At 65.3% G+C, this 16,486-nt stretch carries 17 protein-coding genes; 7 read left to right on the top strand and 10 right to left on the bottom strand.

Going from position 1 to position 16,486, the window contains the following annotated elements:
- The 3 genes from JQ616_RS21310 (at position 1) to JQ616_RS21300 (ending at position 5,124) form a co-directional block, all read left to right on the top strand.
- On the top strand, positions 1-2,064 hold the full coding sequence (locus JQ616_RS21310; RefSeq protein ID WP_212017638.1) for a hypothetical protein: 2,064 nt from the start codon (positions 1-3) through the stop codon (positions 2,062-2,064).
- A gap of 156 nt (positions 2,065-2,220) precedes the next feature.
- On the top strand, positions 2,221-2,646 hold the full coding sequence (locus JQ616_RS21305; protein WP_212017636.1) for a DUF2946 family protein: 426 nt from the start codon (positions 2,221-2,223) through the stop codon (positions 2,644-2,646).
- A 111-nt stretch (positions 2,647-2,757) separates the two neighbouring features.
- Entirely contained in the window at positions 2,758-5,124 is a 2,367-nt protein-coding gene (locus JQ616_RS21300) for a TonB-dependent receptor (RefSeq protein WP_212017634.1), read from the top strand.
- Positions 5,125-5,183: 59 nt separating this feature from the next.
- Here the strand turns inward: JQ616_RS21300 and JQ616_RS21295 are convergent, their stop codons facing one another.
- The 3 genes from JQ616_RS21295 to JQ616_RS21285 form a co-directional block, all read right to left on the bottom strand.
- On the bottom strand, positions 5,184-5,501 hold the full coding sequence (locus JQ616_RS21295) for an EthD family reductase (RefSeq protein ID WP_212017633.1): 318 nt from the start codon (positions 5,499-5,501) through the stop codon (positions 5,184-5,186).
- A gap of 113 nt (positions 5,502-5,614) precedes the next feature.
- Positions 5,615-6,127: a GNAT family N-acetyltransferase gene (locus tag JQ616_RS21290; RefSeq protein WP_212017631.1), complete on the bottom strand. Its 513-nt coding sequence runs from the start codon at positions 6,125-6,127 to the stop codon at positions 5,615-5,617.
- A gap of 39 nt (positions 6,128-6,166) precedes the next feature.
- Positions 6,167-6,655 carry an NUDIX domain-containing protein gene (locus tag JQ616_RS21285; RefSeq protein ID WP_212017629.1) on the bottom strand — a complete coding sequence of 163 codons (489 nt, stop codon included), beginning with the start codon at positions 6,653-6,655 and terminating at the stop codon, positions 6,167-6,169.
- A gap of 159 nt (positions 6,656-6,814) precedes the next feature.
- On the opposite strand from JQ616_RS21285, the gene JQ616_RS21280 reads away from it, so the two are divergent.
- Positions 6,815-7,702 (top strand): metallophosphoesterase family protein, encoded by an 888-nt coding sequence (locus JQ616_RS21280; protein ID WP_212017627.1) that lies wholly within the window; start codon positions 6,815-6,817, stop codon positions 7,700-7,702.
- On the opposite strand, the gene JQ616_RS21275 is transcribed toward JQ616_RS21280, so the two are convergent.
- The 3 genes from JQ616_RS21275 to JQ616_RS21265 all read right to left on the bottom strand — a co-directional run bounded on the left by JQ616_RS21275 (position 7,699) and on the right by JQ616_RS21265 (position 9,590).
- Positions 7,699-8,478 (bottom strand): glycine-rich domain-containing protein, encoded by a 780-nt coding sequence (locus tag JQ616_RS21275; protein ID WP_212017625.1) that lies wholly within the window; start codon positions 8,476-8,478, stop codon positions 7,699-7,701. The genes JQ616_RS21280 and JQ616_RS21275 overlap by 4 nt on opposite strands.
- Before the next feature lie 100 nt (positions 8,479-8,578).
- Positions 8,579-9,154 carry a hypothetical protein gene (locus JQ616_RS21270; protein ID WP_212017623.1) on the bottom strand — a complete coding sequence of 192 codons (576 nt, stop codon included), beginning with the start codon at positions 9,152-9,154 and terminating at the stop codon, positions 8,579-8,581.
- Between the two features lie 226 nt (positions 9,155-9,380).
- On the bottom strand, positions 9,381-9,590 hold the full coding sequence (locus tag JQ616_RS21265; protein ID WP_016839740.1) for a DUF4170 domain-containing protein: 210 nt from the start codon (positions 9,588-9,590) through the stop codon (positions 9,381-9,383).
- A 240-nt stretch (positions 9,591-9,830) separates the two neighbouring features.
- On the opposite strand from JQ616_RS21265, the gene JQ616_RS21260 reads away from it, so the two are divergent.
- Complete coding sequence (locus tag JQ616_RS21260; RefSeq protein WP_212017621.1) at positions 9,831-11,273, top strand: helix-turn-helix domain-containing protein; 1,443 nt, start codon at positions 9,831-9,833, stop codon at positions 11,271-11,273.
- A gap of 38 nt (positions 11,274-11,311) precedes the next feature.
- Here the strand turns inward: JQ616_RS21260 and JQ616_RS21255 are convergent, their stop codons facing one another.
- The 4 genes from JQ616_RS21255 to JQ616_RS21235 form a co-directional block, all read right to left on the bottom strand.
- Entirely contained in the window at positions 11,312-11,569 is a 258-nt protein-coding gene (locus tag JQ616_RS21255) for an iron oxidase (RefSeq protein WP_212017619.1), read from the bottom strand.
- A gap of 290 nt (positions 11,570-11,859) precedes the next feature.
- Complete coding sequence (locus tag JQ616_RS39360) at positions 11,860-12,396, bottom strand: serine protease (RefSeq protein WP_249137031.1); 537 nt, start codon at positions 12,394-12,396, stop codon at positions 11,860-11,862.
- Positions 12,397-12,902: 506 nt separating this feature from the next.
- Complete coding sequence (locus JQ616_RS21240) at positions 12,903-13,238, bottom strand: GYD domain-containing protein (RefSeq protein WP_212017617.1); 336 nt, start codon at positions 13,236-13,238, stop codon at positions 12,903-12,905.
- 211 nt (positions 13,239-13,449) lie between these two features.
- Entirely contained in the window at positions 13,450-13,692 is a 243-nt protein-coding gene (locus tag JQ616_RS21235) for a hypothetical protein (RefSeq protein WP_212017615.1), read from the bottom strand.
- Here JQ616_RS21235 and JQ616_RS21230 point away from each other — a divergent pair.
- Positions 13,691-14,641, top strand: coding sequence for an aldo/keto reductase (locus tag JQ616_RS21230; protein ID WP_212017613.1), 951 nt, complete (start codon positions 13,691-13,693; stop codon positions 14,639-14,641). The two genes, JQ616_RS21235 and JQ616_RS21230, sit on opposite strands and share 2 nt — an antisense overlap.
- Positions 14,642-14,783: 142 nt before the next feature.
- A complete protein-coding gene (locus tag JQ616_RS21225; protein WP_349630030.1) occupies positions 14,784-16,460 on the top strand; it encodes a carbamoyltransferase family protein in 1,677 nt (558 codons plus the stop codon).
- Positions 16,461-16,486: the final 26 nt, after the last annotated feature.

Genomic DNA, 16,486 nt, shown 5'->3' with positions numbered 1-16,486 from the left:
ATGAACTACGGTATTGCGTTCACACCGCTGGTTCCTTCGATCGTGCTGTGGCTCGGGCTCGGCGCGATCGTCGTGATCGCGGCACTGCTGTTGCTGTCGCGCGCGCGCGGCGCCGCGGTGCGTGTCGCCGCGCTGGCGCTGATCCTGCTGGCGCTGGCCAATCCCTCCTTCACCCGCGAGGACCGCGAGCCGCTGACCTCGGTCGCCGCCGTGGTGGTCGACAAGAGCCCGAGCCAGAATTTCGGCACGCGCAACCAGGAGACTGAGAAAGCCAAGCAGACGCTGGTCGACAGCCTGAAGCAGATCAAGGGCCTTGAGGTCCGCGTCGTCGAGGCCGGTCAGGCCGACGGCGAAACCGACGGCACCAAACTGTTCGGCGCGCTGACGTCGGCGCTGTCGGACGTTCCGGTCGAGCGCGTCGCCGGCGCGTTCATGATCACCGACGGCCGCGTGCACGACATTCCCGCCAACGCCCAGGCACTCGGCTTCCAGGCCCCGGTCCACGCCCTGATCACCGGCCGCAAGGACGAGCGCGACCGCCGCATCGCGATCACGGCCGCGCCGCGCTTCGGCATCGTCGGCCAGACCCAGACCATTACTTTCCGGCTCGACGACCAGGGCGTCACCGGCGAGCGCGCCAAGGTCACGATCCGCCGCGACGGCGAGGTGATCAACGAACGCACGATGACGTCAGGCCAGACCTCGAGCGTCGATATCGACATCAAGCATGCCGGTCCCAACATCGTCGAGATCGAGGCCTCGCCGCTCGAGAACGAGCTGACGCCGGTCAACAACCGCGCCGTGGTCGCGATCGACGGCGTCCGCGACAAGCTGCGCGTGCTGCTGGTGTCAGGCGAGCCGCATGCCGGCGAGCGCACCTGGCGCAATTTGTTGAAGTCCGACCCCAGCGTCGATCTCGTGCACTTCACCATTCTGCGGCCGCCGGAGAAGCAGGACGGCACGCCGATCAACGAGCTGTCGCTGATCGCGTTTCCGACCCGCGAGCTGTTCCAGCAGAAGATCAACGAATTCCAGCTGATCATCTTCGATCGCTATGCCCGCCAGGGCGTGCTGCCGATCGCCTATTTCGACAACATCGCGCGCTATGTCCGTTCCGGCGGCGCGGTGCTGGTCTCCGCCGGCCCGGACTACGCCTCGACCACCAGCATCTGGCGCACGCCGCTGGATTCGGTGCTGCCGGCCGAGCCGGTCGGCGTCACCGAGAAACCGTTCTATGCGCATTTGAGCGATGCCGGGAAACGCCATCCGGTGACGCGCGGGCTGGAGGGCTCGAACACCGAGCCGCCGCATTGGAGCCGGTTCTTCCGCACCGTCGATACCCGCAACGCGATCAACCCGCCGGTGATGACCGGCGCCGACGGCAAGCCGCTGCTGCTGCTGTCGCGCTTCGGCGAAGGCCGCGTCGCACTGCTGCTGTCCGACCAGATCTGGCTGTGGGCGCGCGGTTATGAAGGCGGCGGCCCGCATCTCGATCTGTTGCGGCGGGTGTCGCACTGGCTGATGAAGCAGCCCGACCTCGACGAAGAGGCGCTGCGCATGCAGGTGCAGGGCAAGGACCTCATGGTGGTGCGCCAGACCATGGCCGACACCGTCGCGCCGGTCACCGTGACGTCGCCGAGCGGCGTCACGCATGAAATGACGCTCACCGCCGGGGATCCCGGCGAATGGCGCGCGACATTGCCCGCGAGCGAGCTCGGCCTGTGGCAGGCCACCGACGGCACGCTGAAGGCGCTGATCAATGTCGGTCCGACCAACCCGAAGGAATTCTCGGAGGTCACCTCGACCACCGAGATGCTGAAGCCGCTGGCGCAGGCAACCGGCGGCGACGCGCGGCGCATCGTCGACGGGTCGAGCCTCGACATGCCGCGCATCGTGCCGGTGCGCGCCTCCACGATCTTCCGCGGCGACGGCTGGCTCGGCGTCAAGATGCGCGATGCCAGTGTGGTCAAGGGCGTCGGCGTGCTGCCGATGTTCGCCGGCCTGGTCGGCCTGCTGCTGTTGCTCGGCGCATTCGCCGCAACCTGGCTGCGTGAGGGACGCTGAGCCCTCCGGGCTCGGGTCGGCGTTGCGTCAAACCCACACCGGCAACACATCGACACAGTGTGTCTGAACGTTGGTTGACATCGCGCTCGCCGTCCGATGTTATAATGTAACATCGGGACCGCTGGGGTGTTCGCGCGCTCCCGATTGGTGGGGCGCATGAACTGGTTCCGAAGGCACATCAAGACTGGCTCGCGGCTGGCGCTGTTCGCGCTCGCTGTCCAGTTCGTGCTGTCGTTCGGGCATTTCCACCCCATCGCGGCCGCACAAGCCGCGCCCGCAGCCCAGAGCGGCGGCCTGTCGCTGCTCGATCTCGCCTATATCGGGACCTCGGCAACGCCTGATCTCGCGGTCCAGGTGACCGGGACACAGCCGCCCACCGAACAGGACCGTGACCGGCATCCGGCCGACAATTGCGCGATCTGCGCCGTGATGTCGCTCGCGAGCAGCGTGCTGTTCACGGCGCCGCCGGTGCTGTTGCTGCCGGAAGCCGTCGAGCTCCTGTTCCGCACCACCAATGCCGAATTCATCCATCTGAAGTCGGCGCCTGCGGCGTTCCACTCCCGCGCACCTCCTCTGTCCTGACATCGACTGATTGCTGCACGCCCTGAGCGGACGGCCGCGCCACGATTGCGGCCGGCTTCCGCCGGGCAAATCGGAATCGATCCGTCATGTCGACGGGGCTGGACCAGAACAATGACACTTCAGACGAAACGAGCACTCCACATCGGAGGCGCGAGCTGGCTGCTGCTCGGCGCAATGCATGGCGCCGCACTGGCCGATGACCCGCCGGCGCAACTGCCTGACATCACCGTGACGGCGCCAAGCCCGATCCAGCGCCATCGCACCGTGCCGACGCGCACGCCGACCCGCGCGGTCCGGGCCGTGCCGAGCCGCAGCAGCGAACGCGCCGCCACGGCGCAGCCGACGCCTGTGGCAGCGGCGCCAGCACCGCAACAAGGCGTGCTGCCCGTCGTCACCGACCAGTTCGCGACCGTCACCGTGGTGCCCAACGAGGAGCTGCGGCGCTCCGGCGGCGCCACGCTCGGCGATCTCCTGTTCTCCAAGCCCGGCATCACCGGTTCGAGCTTTGCGCCCGGCGCGTCGAGCCGGCCGATCATCCGGGGCCTCGATGTCAACCGCGTCGGCATCGTCGAGAATGGCCTCGGCGGCGGCGGCGTCTCGGATCTCGGCGAAGATCATTTCGTCCCGATCGATCCGTTCTCGACCAACCAGATCGAGGTGGTGCGGGGACCTGCCGCGCTGCGCTACGGCTCGACCTCGATCGGCGGCGTGGTCAGCGCCACCAACAACCGCATCCCCGACACGATGCCGACCTGCGCGGCGACGCCGTTCCAGAGCTACGGATTGCCGGTGAAGGCGCCGCTCGCCGATGCCGGCGGCCCGGGTTGCCTCAATGTCGAGACCCGCACCTCGGTGAGCTCTGTCAATCGCGGCGTCGAAGGCGGCATGCTGCTGGATGCCGGCGGCAACAATGTCGCCGTGCATGCCGACGTCTATGGCCGCACCACCAGCGACTACAACATCCCGAGCTATCCGTATCTGTTCGACCAGACCCGGCCGGTGGGCGGCCGCCAGCCGAACTCCGCGACGCAGTCGGACGGTGCATCGGTCGGAGCATCGTACTTCTTCCAGGGCGGCTATATCGGCGCGGCGATCACCCAGAACGACTCGCTGTACCACATCCCCGGCATCGACGGCGCCGACCACCAGACCCGGATCGACGCACACCAGACCAAGATCGCCGTGAAGGGCGAGTACCGGCCCGATGCGGCTGCAATCGACGCGGTGCGGTTCTGGGTCGGCGCAACCGACTATCGCCACAATGAGCTCGGTCTTGCCGATCCGACCGATCTGTTCAGCGACGGCGTGCGCCAGACCTTCACCAACAAGGAGCAGGAGGCCCGCGTCGAGGTGCAGATGATGCCGTTCAACGCGCGCTTCGCCACGGTGACCACAGCGTTCGGCTTGCAGGCCGGACATCAGGAGCTGACCGCGCCGAGCCCGGACGATCCGGGCGCGCTGTTCAACGGCCTGTGGAGCCCGAACAACAACAACCGCGTCGCCGGCTACGTGTTCAACGAGTTCAAGTTCACGGACCAGACCAAGGCGCAGATCGCGGGCCGCATCGAGCATATCGAGCTGCACGGATCGACGCCGGATTTCCCCGCGGACTTCCTGCCCGACGGTGCGCCACAGAGCGCGGTGTCGCGCAACTTGTCCTACACGCCGGTCAGCGGCAGCGTCGGGCTGATCCAGAACCTGCCGAGCGATCTGGTCGGCAGCATCACCGCGCAATATGTCGAGCGCGCGCCGAAGCCCGCCGAGCTGTTCTCGCGCGGCGCGCATGATGCGACCGCGACCTTCGACATCGGCAATCCGAACCTGACGATCGAGACCGCGAAATCGGTCGAGATCGGCCTGCGCAAGGCGACCGGACCATTTCGTTTCGAGGCCACCGCCTACTACACCCGCTTCAGCAATTTCATCTATCGCCGCCTGACCGGGGTGATGTGCGGAGAAGATTTCGATTCCTGCGGCAATGGCGATCCGAACAACGAGGGACGCCAGGCGGTCTATTCGCAGCGTGACGCGATCTTCCGTGGCGCCGAATTCCAGAGCCAGCTCGATATCGGCGCGCTCAACGGCGGCATCTGGGGCATCGAGAACCAGTTCGACGTGGTGCGCGCCACCTTCACCGACGGCAGCAACGTGCCGCGGATCCCGCCGGTGCGGCTCGGCGGCGGCGTCTACTGGCGTGACAGCAACTGGTTCACCCGCGTCAACCTGGTGCACGCCTTCGCGCAGAACGACATCGCCGTCATCGGCGAGACCCCGACCGCGGGCTACAATCTGCTGAACGCGGAGATCACCTACAACACCAAGCTGACTTCGTCGTGGATCGGCGCACGCGAGATGACGCTGGGCCTGGTCGGTAACAATCTGCTCAACCAGAACATCCGCAACTCCGTCTCCTACACCAAGGACGAGGTGCTGATGCCGGGCCTCGGCGTGCGGGCCTTCGCCAATCTGAAGTTCTAAAAAAAGCGTATCCCTCTGCCGTCGGCGGCAGAGGGATCACCTTCTAACGTCCGCGCCGGTCAGTGGCCGACGACGACTTCGCTGATCTGAATCACCGGCTGCAGATCAGTGTAGTTCGGAATGTCGCCCATGATCTCCTGGGCGTGCTTGCCCATGGCGGCCCCGAAGGCCTCAACCGAGTCGCAGAAGATGTGGCACATTCCGACATAAGTGGCGGGCGCTCCCGGGGCGCCGCCGGCGAGCCCCTTGTCCACGGTGTAGTATTTGCAGGCGTCGCCGAGCCGCGCCTTCACCAGCGGCATATGCTTGTCGCGATAATAATCGTGATCGAAGCGTGCGCCTGGATTGTTCGGATACATCACACTGACCTTGATCATGGCGCACACTCTCCCTGTTGATATGACATGCGCCGGTCTTGTCCCGGCGCTTGCCTCAACTGTGCTTCAGTTTCCGAAGGTGCGCAACCGTTCCCGCGACGCTCGCAGGAATGTCAGATCGCCTTGCTCCAGTCCGGCTGGATCGGCCCGGATACGCCCTCGAACGCGCCGTCGACCAGTTCCATGACAAGCACACGACTGTAGTCGACGGGGCCCGGCATCGTCATCCGCCCCTTCGGGACCGGCTTGAAGCCGACCCGCGCATAATACGGCTCGTCGCCGACCAGCACGATCAGCCGGTGGCCCTTGGCGCGGGCGTCGTTGATCGCACGCTCGAGCAGCGCACGGCCGACGCCGCGGCTGCGGAACGGCGGCTCGACCGTCAACGGCCCGAGCATCAGGGCCGGCGTATCGCCGATGATGATCGGCAGCTGGCGCACCGAGCCGACCAGCAGCGTGCCGATCCGCGCGGTGAAGGAGACATCGAGCAGATGATCGACATGCTCGCGCAGCCGGTAGGCGCTGAGCGCGAAGCGGCCAGGCCCGAAGGTGCGCTCATGCAGGCGCTCGATCGCCTGGGCGTCTTTCGGGGTCTCGGGCAGGATGGTCAGGGATAGTTCGGTCATTGTGGGGCGCGGGATAGCATCTGGCGCGGGCGCGGTCCATCACCGCCATGTCGCCGGCGGCGGCTTGGCCTCGAGCACCTCGGCGATCCGCAGCCGCGTCCCGGGGGTGGTCTCGTCAGGCAGATTGGCCGGATCAAAGAACCCGCAGGCCACGATCTCGCGATTCGGCTCCGGCAGGCGGTCCTGCCGGTAGTTCCTGACGACATAGACCGCGACATGATCGCGCGGCGAGACGTGGCTGTTGTGGAAGATGCCGTGCAGAACCGGCTCTCCGACGAGCTCGATCCGCCCCTCCTCCTCCAGCTCGCGCCGCAGCGATTCGATAAAGCTCTCGCCGACCTCGACCCCGCCGCCGGGCAGATACCAGCCGTGGACGTAGCTGTGCTTGACCAGGAACACCTTGTTGTCGGCATCGAGCACCACGGCGCGGACGCCGAGCGTCATGCTGCGGACCAGCCGCCAGTAGAAATGAAACACCCACCTGATCTGCGGCTCGTAGCGCTTGCGTAAATCCAGCAGGATCGTCACTGAACCCTCGACATCTCGGTGTTTGATCCGTGCTTTGATCCTTGCATTGATCCTTGCGCGGCTGCGCAGCTCTTGCCAATACAGGGCACGACGTTCGGGATAGCACGACATGACCGGCTGCCGGCCACTTTTCGCGGACAATCCGAAGGGAATTGCCTGATGGCGGCGTTCCGCCTCGCGCACCTGTCGGACCCGCACCTGCCGCCGATGCCGGCGGCGCGGCTGCGCGACCTCGCCGGCAAGCGCGCCTTCGGCTATTTGAACTGGACGCGCAACCGTCACAAATACCACCGCCGCGATGTGCTCGACGCACTGGTGTCGGACATGCAGGCGCAGCAACCGGACCATGTCGCCGTGACCGGCGATCTCGTCAACCTGGCGCTGGATGCCGAGTTCAACCCGGCCCGGCAATGGCTGGAGGGCGTCGGCGATCCCACCGGTGTGACTATCGTCCCGGGCAACCACGACGCCTATGTGCGCGCAACCAAGCATCGCTTCGTCAGCCACTTCAGCGACTATCTGCGCGGCGACGCCGACGGCGCCGCGACGCATTTTCCGTTCGTGCGCCGCCGCGGCCCGGTGGCGCTGATCGGCGTCTCCTCGGCGGTGCCGACGCCGCCGCTGATGGCAACCGGCTGGCTCGGCCACGCCCAGCTCACAGCGCTTGACGCGATCCTCGCGCAGTTGTCGCGGGAGGACGCCTTCCGCGTCCTGCTGGTGCATCACCCGCTGCACTCCGACGGCCGCGCCAAGCGGCTGACCGATTCGCGTCAGCTGCTGGCGCTGCTCAAGCGGCACGGCGTCGAGCTGGTGTTGCATGGTCACGACCACATTCATTCGACGATGTGGTTCGACGGCCCCGAGCGCAAGATCCCCGCGATCGGCGTGCCGTCGGCGTCCGCGCTGGCGCGCAAGCACTATCCAGCAGCGGCCTATAATCTGTTCTCGATCGAGCGTGATGGCAACGCGTGGCGCTGCGAGCAGACCGTGCGCGGCCTCGGCAGTCACGACGGCATTCGCGAGATCAGGCAAATCCGACTGTCCTAATCCCCGCCCCCGCCGCCGCCACACCCACCGCCGCAACCGCCTCCGCTGTCGCCGCCACCTCCGCCGTCGCTGCTGCCTCCGTCACCGCCGCCGTGGCCACCACTGTCACCGCCATCGCCGCCATGGCTTCCATCGCTGCCGGAATCGCCGAACCCCGCCGACGAGCCGTCGATCGACGAGTCCGAGAAATCGCCGCCGCAATAGGGACTGTCGGCAATGCCGCTGCGGCGCAGGGCCTCGCAGTCGGTGTGATAGATGAAGCCGCCCGGAATGTTCAGCTTGGCATCGAGCGCGAACAGCAGCGGTAGCCGCGTCGGCCTGACCGGATCGATGTTCTCGTATTTGCAGCAGTACCACCAGACCCGCCGCAGCCCCTCATTGCTCCGGCGCCGCTCCTTCACCAGCACGACCGCCGGCGTGTGATGCAGGAAGGTGCCGAAGGCACGGCGGCAGAACGCGTCGTATTCGCGGGTGTAGAGAATGAATTCGTGCCAGAGGTCGTCGGCCGCCTGCGACGGCATCGAGACGTAGCGCTTGCCGCTCATCAGATAGGCCAGGAAGAACTGCCGCAGACCGCGCGACACCAGCGCGCTGTCCTTGCGGGCGAAGCCCGGATGATGCTTTTCGAGCCGGGCCAACAAGCCCGCCGGCCATTTGAAGGTGCGGATATATTCGGCACGGCGCAACGTCTGCCATTTGCCGAACAGCACCGCACTGCCGACCACCGCGGCGGCCGCCAGGACGCCGAAGAATGCCGAGGCAGGTGTTATGACCACGATGCCCCCGCCCCTTCCATTATCTGAGCATGATCTCCGCGCAAACGCGTTCCGCGTTTGTCGCGAGGGAAAACCGCTTCGCACTTTTCCGGATCATGCTTCAGTAGTTCTGCAAGCTCGCCAGCAGCGCGAGACCGAATAGCGCGAGCGCCCCGAGGACGAAGCCGAGCACGAACATGCCGAATCCGCCGCGACGCTTCGGCGGCGCCACAGGCATGGGCGGCGGCGCCGGCGGCTCGGCCACCGGCAGCGGCGTTGCCACCATCGCATGCTCGCGCTCGATCATGCGGCGCGCAACATAGTCGGTGACAGCATCGACGATCGCAGCCACGTCGTGCGATTCGGCGAGCACGATGCGGCCGAAGCGGGTGTCCTGCACGAAGCGGTAGATCCGCTTGTCGCGCCCCATCAGCACATGGGCGACGACGTCGATCCACAGCCGCGGCGTCTCGCCCTGGCTGATGCCGCGGTCGAACAGATCGACCTTTTCCGGCACCTGCGCGAACAGCGGATCGAGCGCGTCGTTGAGGATCTCGAGCCGCGCCACCTCGGCATCGCGCAATTCAACGACGACGCCGGTTCGGTCGGCCGCCTCGATCCGCGCCCGCCGCAGCGCCTCTCGCAGCGTCGGCCGCATCTCGCGTGCCTCGCTGCCGGTGTTCTGCGGATCGGACATGCCTTACGGCCTCGTACTGACGGGTTTCCTATGCATTAACCTATCAGCAACCATGACGTCCGCAAAGGACGTTGGTTCCCAAGCACTTAGGCCGCCACTTATCCCCAGATCAAAAGCCCTGGCGCTGTCCCAAAAACGGTCGACCCCACCCGGATGAACCGGATGGGGCCGCCGTCCTTGGACGTTTTCTTAGCTTTGATAATTCTGACGTCGATAATTTTGGCGGTTACGCCGAAACCCGCGACGGCTCCTCGACGATCGAGAAGCGCACGCCGGCCTTGTGGCGGCTCTCTTCGGAGACTTCCTTCCAGCACTCTTCGGCTTCCTTGCGGGTCTTGAACGGACCGCGGACCTGAGCCGAGCCTTCGACGAGCTTGTGGAAGTTCATCGAGCCGAACTCGCCGCCGATCACCCAGAAATTGCTGCCCTTGCTCATCGTCAGTCTCCTTCAAAAAGTAAGGCTGCCTTTGCCCAGCCGCCTGAATTCCGATCCTCGCAGCCTGCTCCAATTCGACATTCTTGACAGAGCATCGCGAAGTGCGTGTCAGCAGATAAACGCTAAAAGGCGAAGTTCGTATAGATACCTTGTTTTTTATTGGTGATGTCATGTAACATCTGAACTTGTAATAAATGTCATTTTGTAAATTTTGTCATAAAATAGGTCAGGAAGTCTGCCATGCCGGGCGAGTCGGGAAAGAAGCTGTTCGTCGGCCCGCGGTTCCGGCGAATCCGCCAGCAATTGGGACTGTCGCAGACCCAGATCGCCGAGGGGCTCGGCATCTCGCCCTCCTACATCAACCTGATTGAGCGCAACCAGCGCCCGGTCACAGCGCAGATTCTGCTGCGCCTGGCCGAGACCTATGACCTCGACCTGCGCGACCTTGCCACCGCCGACGAGGACCGATTCTTCGCGGAACTCAACGAGATCTTCTCCGATCCGCTGTTCCGGCAGATCGACCTGCCGAAGCAGGAACTGCGCGACCTCGCCGAGCTCTGCCCCGGCGTGACGCATGCGCTGCAACGGCTCTACGCCGCCTACACCGAGGCGCGCCGCGGCGAGACGCTGGTCGCGGCGCAGATGGCCGACCGCGAGGGCTCGCAGTTCGACGCCAATCCGATCGAGCGGGTGCGCGACCTGATCGAGGCCAACCGCAACTATTTTCCGGAGCTCGAGACCGCGGCGGAGAACCTGCGCGACGAACTCAACGTACCGACCGAGGGCCTGTTCACGGCGCTGGCGACGCGGCTGCGGGAAAAGCACTCGATCGTTTGCCGCGTGATGCCGGTCGACGTGATGCGCGAGACGCTGCGCCGGTTCGACCGGCATCGCCGGCAGCTCTTGATCTCCGAACTCGTCGACAGCTCCGGCCGCAGCTTCCAGCTTGCGCTGCAGATCGGCTTTGTCGAATGCGGCGCCGCGATCGATGCGATCGTCAGCCGCGCCGGTCCGCTCGACGACACCGCGCGCCGGCTCTACCGCATCACGCTCGCGAACTATTTCGCGGCGGCCGCGATGATGCCCTATCAGGCATTTCATTCCGCCGCCGAGGCGCTCAGCTACGACGTCCATGTGCTGGCGCAGCGCTTCAACGCCGGTTTCGAGCAGGTCTGCCATCGCCTCACCACGCTGCAACGGCCGAACGCGCGCGGTGTGCCGTTCTTCCTGCTGCGCGTCGACAATGCCGGCAACGTGTCGAAACGGTTTTCCTCCGGCACCTTCCCGTTCTCCAAATTCGGCGGCACCTGCCCGCTCTGGAACGTGCATTCGACCTTCGATATGCCGGACCGCCTGCTCAGCCAGGTGATCGAGCTGCCGGACGGCACGCGCTACTTCTCGATCGCGCAAATGGTGCGAAGGCCGGTGGCGCCCTATCCGCAGCCGCAGCCGCGCTTTGCGATCGGGCTCGGCTGCGAGATCCGTCATGCAGCCAAGCTCGTCTATGCGACCGGCATGGATCTGGAGAAGGTCGAGGGCACCCCGATCGGCGTCAACTGCCGGCTCTGCGAGCGCGAGAATTGCAGCCAGCGCGCCGAGCCGCCGATCACGCGCACCCTGATCCTCGACGAAACCACGCGGCGGGTATCGTCGTTCGCATTCTCGAATGCGCGGGAGCTGTAGGCTGGTTTTCTTATCCTCCCCTGGAAGGGGAGGGTAACTCAATCCACCGGAGCAAAGGCCTTGCACCAGCCGTCCTTGCTGACGACACCCTCGACCACCTTGCAGCCGTCGGGCGCGACGAACAGCGTGCACAGGCCGCAGGAGTAGATGCCGTTCGGCGTGTCCTGATATTCGGCCTGCGGTTTTGTCATCTTGTCGGAGGCGCAGGCACTGTGCAGCAGAAGGGTTGCGGGAAGTCCGGCGATGGCAGTGCCGATGAAAGTGCGGCGCGAACGACCGGGTTGTTGTTTGGCCATGGTGCTCACCCCATGCGTCGTCCCCGCGAAAGCAGGGACCCATACTTCGCGGCGGACATTGCAAACGGGACTCTTCGTTGTCGTCCTAGCGAAGGCCAAGGGATCCCTAACTACCGCATTTCATCGTGAACGAAATTGTGACCCCAACATCGCGCAACAACGCGCATTTGGGGTAATGGGTCCCGGCCCTAGCCGGGACGACGGCGAGTTTGTCCAGCATTCCGTGCAGCTTGGCGCGAAATACCGCTCGATGGATTTCGGGCTCTCGCTTCGCGAGCGCTACCAACCGCTCAGGGCTTACGCAGATTGAGCGAGAAGCGCAGGTTCAGCGGCTGCAACATCTCCGGCGGCGGCGCCTCGCCGACATTGCCGCGCTTCAGGATGGTGCGCAGGTCCTCGGTCGCGCCGGCGTCATCGAACGCAGGAAACGTGACGCGCTCGACGGTGCCGTCCGGATTGAGCCAGGCGCGCACCACGCGCGCCGCGACGGACCGGCCCTCCTTGTTCACGATGATACGGGCGCAGTCCGCGACCGCATGACGCGCGGTCAGCATGTGGCCGAGATCATCGACAAAGAACGCGGTGCCGTCGAGCCGCTGGCTCACCGTCGGCGGACCGTTGACGTCGCGCGCAAGCGGTTTGGCAGTCTCTCTTTGTCGCACCGGTTGAAACGGCGAGAACGGCACCTGCGCCGCCGCCCGTTGCGGCGTGAAGCCATTGAGGGAGCAAGCGATTGCGAGACCGTACGCCATCCGGACAAGACGAACAGGCCATCTCGTGCGCGCCGCCAGCGCGGCGCCGCCTGAAATCGTAACCGAGTGATGCAACTTCAGATCCCAGCCCCGCAAACCCCAAGCCAGCCCTTCGACTAGCCGCTCGGAGCACTGACCGGCAACGTCTCTACATACACCGCACTCTCTACTTCATTTCACGCGACGCGGCAGATTTTTCAGGGCCGCTGCTGGTCCCAAAGGTACCGGGCGGGCCGTACAGCACGCAGTCCTCGGTGTAGCGTTCTTTTATTTCAGCCCTTCTGCGCGCCGCATCGCCTCTACCTGGACACACCGCCCGCCTGAGCGGACGACACGTCTCGTCGTCGCGCCAGGCCAATGCGGCACGAGGTGGCGGACGTCGGGCGACGGCACAACCGGCCGGGGCTATGCGAGCCAGCATGCGCGCGCGACATCCGCCTGAGCTACGGCCCATCCGTTGACGGCGCCCCGGATCAGTGGCGCGCAACGGCCCCCGTCTCCGCGCGGCACGCCAGAAAGCGCCGCCGCGCGAGAGTGACAGCAGTCGTCAGATCACTTGCGGTTCTCGGTCGTCCGCTCTGTCAGCTGCCGGGCGGCGAGTAGGCGGCCTTGAGCTTGCTTGCGTGCTGACGTACCACCTTGATCTCATCCTGAGTGAACAGCCGGACTAGCCGCACATTCTGCATCGCGCCGGCCGCCACGACCACGCCGCTGATCGCGGGTGCGAAGCTCGGATCCGGCACGTCGAAGATCACCATCACGCCGGGGCCATCGGCCGACATGCTGTACATCGAAATCAATTTGCCGCCGGCCGCCTCGATCAGCTTCTTCGCGGCCTCGTACCGGTTGGTCCCCGGGTTTTCCATGATGTTGTTGAGAGAACGCGGGGTGTATTCACCAGAGAAGCAGAAATGCATGGCAATTGCTCCATTTGGCTGGAATGAAAATGGCACTCACCCGGGCGCGACCCAGGCAGAAGATTTTTCGTACTGAAAATGAGACCATAAGGCCTGCCGATGGCCATTGACGCTGCCGCGCATTCTCCGGAATTCGGCGTGACCGGTGGCAGCTCGCCGTGCAAGCTACATCAAACGTCGTGCAAATGAAATCGCATTCCTGCGCTCCGGGTCAATCGATGCGGCCCTGAGGGGCAGCGTGACTGACCTGACGTACGAGCAGCACGGCGAGCGATTCCGCTGGAATGACGCTGACGGCCTCCACGGCAAATTTGATACGCAGCGCTGCCTCGGTAGGCAGCGCTGTTTGCTTCTGGTTGCGCACCGATGCCAACCGGCGCAAGGCCTTGCAAACAAGGGCGATCTGCCTCAGTGTCCGGCGCCTCCCGTCAAGAACAAGCGAAAGAAGACTCATGAAGCATCGTGCGCTCGGCCGTTCCGGCCTCACCGTCCCTCCCTTGTGCTTCGGCTGCAACGTGTTCGGCTGGACGGTGGACGAGGCCTCGTCGTTCCGGCTGCTCGACACCGTGCTGGATCAGGGGCTGACGTTCCTGGATACGGCGGACGTCTATTCGCGCTGGGTGCCGGGCCACAGCGGCGGCGAGTCCGAGACGATCATCGGCAAATGGATGAAGGCGCGCGGCAACCGCAACCGCGTCATCCTCGCCACCAAGGTCGGCATGGACATGGGCGGCGGCAATGTCGGGCTCAAGCCGGACTATATCGCGCGCGCGGTCGAGGACTCGCTGCGCCGGCTGCAGACCGACACCATCGACCTCTACCAATCGCACAAGGACGATGAGACGACGCCGCAGGAAGAGACGCTCGCGGCCTACGACAAACTGATCAAGGCCGGCAAGGTCAGGGCGATCGGCGCCTCGAACTTCTCGCCGGCGCGGCTCAAGGCCGCCCTCGATATTTCCAAGGCGAACGGGCTGCCCCGCTACGAGAGCATGCAGCCCGAATACAGCCTGGCGGAGCGGTCGAGCTACGAAGGCGCGCTGCAACAGGTTTGCGAACAAAACGACGTCGGCGTGATCACGTTCTTCTCGCTGGCCGCCGGATTCCTCACCGGCAAATATCGCTCGGAGGCCGACTTCGCCAAGAGCCCGCGCGGCGCACGCAGCATTCCAAAATACATGAACCCGCGCGGCATGCGCATCCTGGCCGGCCTCGACGAGGTCGCCGCGGAAACCCGTGCCGAGCCTGCCGCGGTCGCGCTCGCCTGGCTGATGGCGAAACCTTCGATCACCGCGCCGATCGCCAGCGCGACCAGACCCGAGCAGGTCGCGACGCTGGCCGCCGCGGCCAGGCTCGAGCTGAGCAAGGACCACGTCGGACGGCTGGATGCCGCCAGCGCGTAGCGCGTTTTCGAGCGGATCGAACTGCGGCTTTTGGCCTTCGATGCGCAACCTCGATACCGCCTTACTATTCCGGACAGCTTGGGCCGCTTGCCCGTTCCGATGTCATCGGAACGGAAGGCTCCAGGCGTAGGGGGAGACGCTGGTGAACATCCTTGGGATCAACTCGGTGTATCACGAGTCCGCCGCCGCGCTGCTGGTTGACGGCAGGCTCATCGTGGCGGTCGAGGAAGAGCGGTTCAACCGCATCAAGCACGGCAAGCCGGCCGAGTTCGACAACCCGCATCAACTCCCCGTACGCGCGATCCGGTTTTGCCTGCGCCACGCCGGGCTCACCGCGCGCGATATCGATCACGTCGCCTACTCGTTCGATCCCGGGCAGCGCCGCAAGCGATATCGCGCCGAGTGGTGGGACCCGCGGCTGGAGGAGACCTTTCGGCTCCGGCTCGGTCAGGTGCCGGGCGCCATCGACGACCTGTTTGGACGCTCGCTGCGGCAGCGACTGCATTTCGTGCCGCATCATATGGCGCACGCTGCATCCGCCTACTTCCCGTCGGGCTTCGACCGCGCGGCGATCCTGAGCATCGACGGAATCGGCGAGACCGCGGGTACCTCGCTGGCAAAGGCCACGGGCAGTCGCATCCAGAACGTCGAGACCTTCGAGTATCCGCATTCGATCGGCTTCATCTGGGAGGTGTTCAGCGGCTATCTCGGCTTCTCGCATTACGACGCCTCGAAAGTCATGGGCCTGGCGGCCTATGGCGATCCGGAGGTCTATCGTCAGCAGTTCCAATCGATCATGCGTTCCGACGAAGTGAATTACGGGGTGTCGCCGGCCTATCTCGGCAACAGCCCGGAGCGTTACGCCAGAATGGAAGCCGTGTTCGGCCCGGTGCGCTATGAGGACGGCGAAATCCTGCCGCGGCATGCCGACATGGCGGCCGCGTTGCAGGAGGCGACGAATGCCGCGGTCATCGCCGCCGTCCGGCGCGTCAAGCGCAGGGTGCCATCGGACAATCTGTGCCTTGCCGGCGGCGTCGCGCTCAATTGCGTGACCAACGAACTGGTCAGGCGTTCCGGTGAATTCAAGAATGTGTTCATCCCATCTGCGCCGCATGACGCGGGCACGGCGATCGGCGCCGCCTTTGCCGTGCATTGCGCGAAGCACAAGCGTCCCCCCGAGCGCGGCAACGACACGCCGTATCTCGGCCCCGCATTCAAGCGGCGCGACATTCTGGCAGCGGTCAAGTCGGCCGGGCTCAAAGCAACGCGCAGCAGATCCCCGGCGCGCGATGCCGCCGACATGATCGCCAGCGGCAAGATCGTCGCCTGGTTCCAGGGCCGCATGGAGTTCGGACCACGCGCGCTGGGCAACCGCTCCCTGCTCGCCGACCCCAGGCGGCCCGACATGCGCGATATCCTCAATCAGAAGGTCAAGCACCGGGAGGATTTCCGGCCGTTTGCGCCGAGCGTGCTGGCCGAGTATGCCGAGGAATGGTTCGAGATCGGCGCGCCGACCGCCAGTCACGCATTCATGCTGTTTGCATGCCCGGTCAAACCCGATCGGCGCGATCTCATTCCGGCGGTTGTGCATCGCGACGGCAGCGCCCGGGTCCAGATCGTCAGCCGCAAATCAAATCCGCGCTTTCACGAACTGATCTCCAGCTTCCATGCCAAGACCGGCGTGCCGCTCGTCGTCAACACGTCCTTCAATGACAGCGAGCCCATCGTCTGCACCCCCATGGATGCAATCGTCACGTTCCGCAAGTCCGGCATCGACGCGCTGGTCATGGACGACGTGGTGCTGACGGCGAAAGCGTGACCTCGCCCGCATCTTCAGCCTCAGCA

The organism is Bradyrhizobium tropiciagri (genome assembly GCF_018130545.1).
GTDB classification, from domain to species: Bacteria; Pseudomonadota; Alphaproteobacteria; order Rhizobiales; family Xanthobacteraceae; genus Bradyrhizobium; species Bradyrhizobium tropiciagri_A.
Note: the sequence above shows the minus strand (reverse complement) of the source record. Positions and strands in the feature narration are given on the sequence as shown.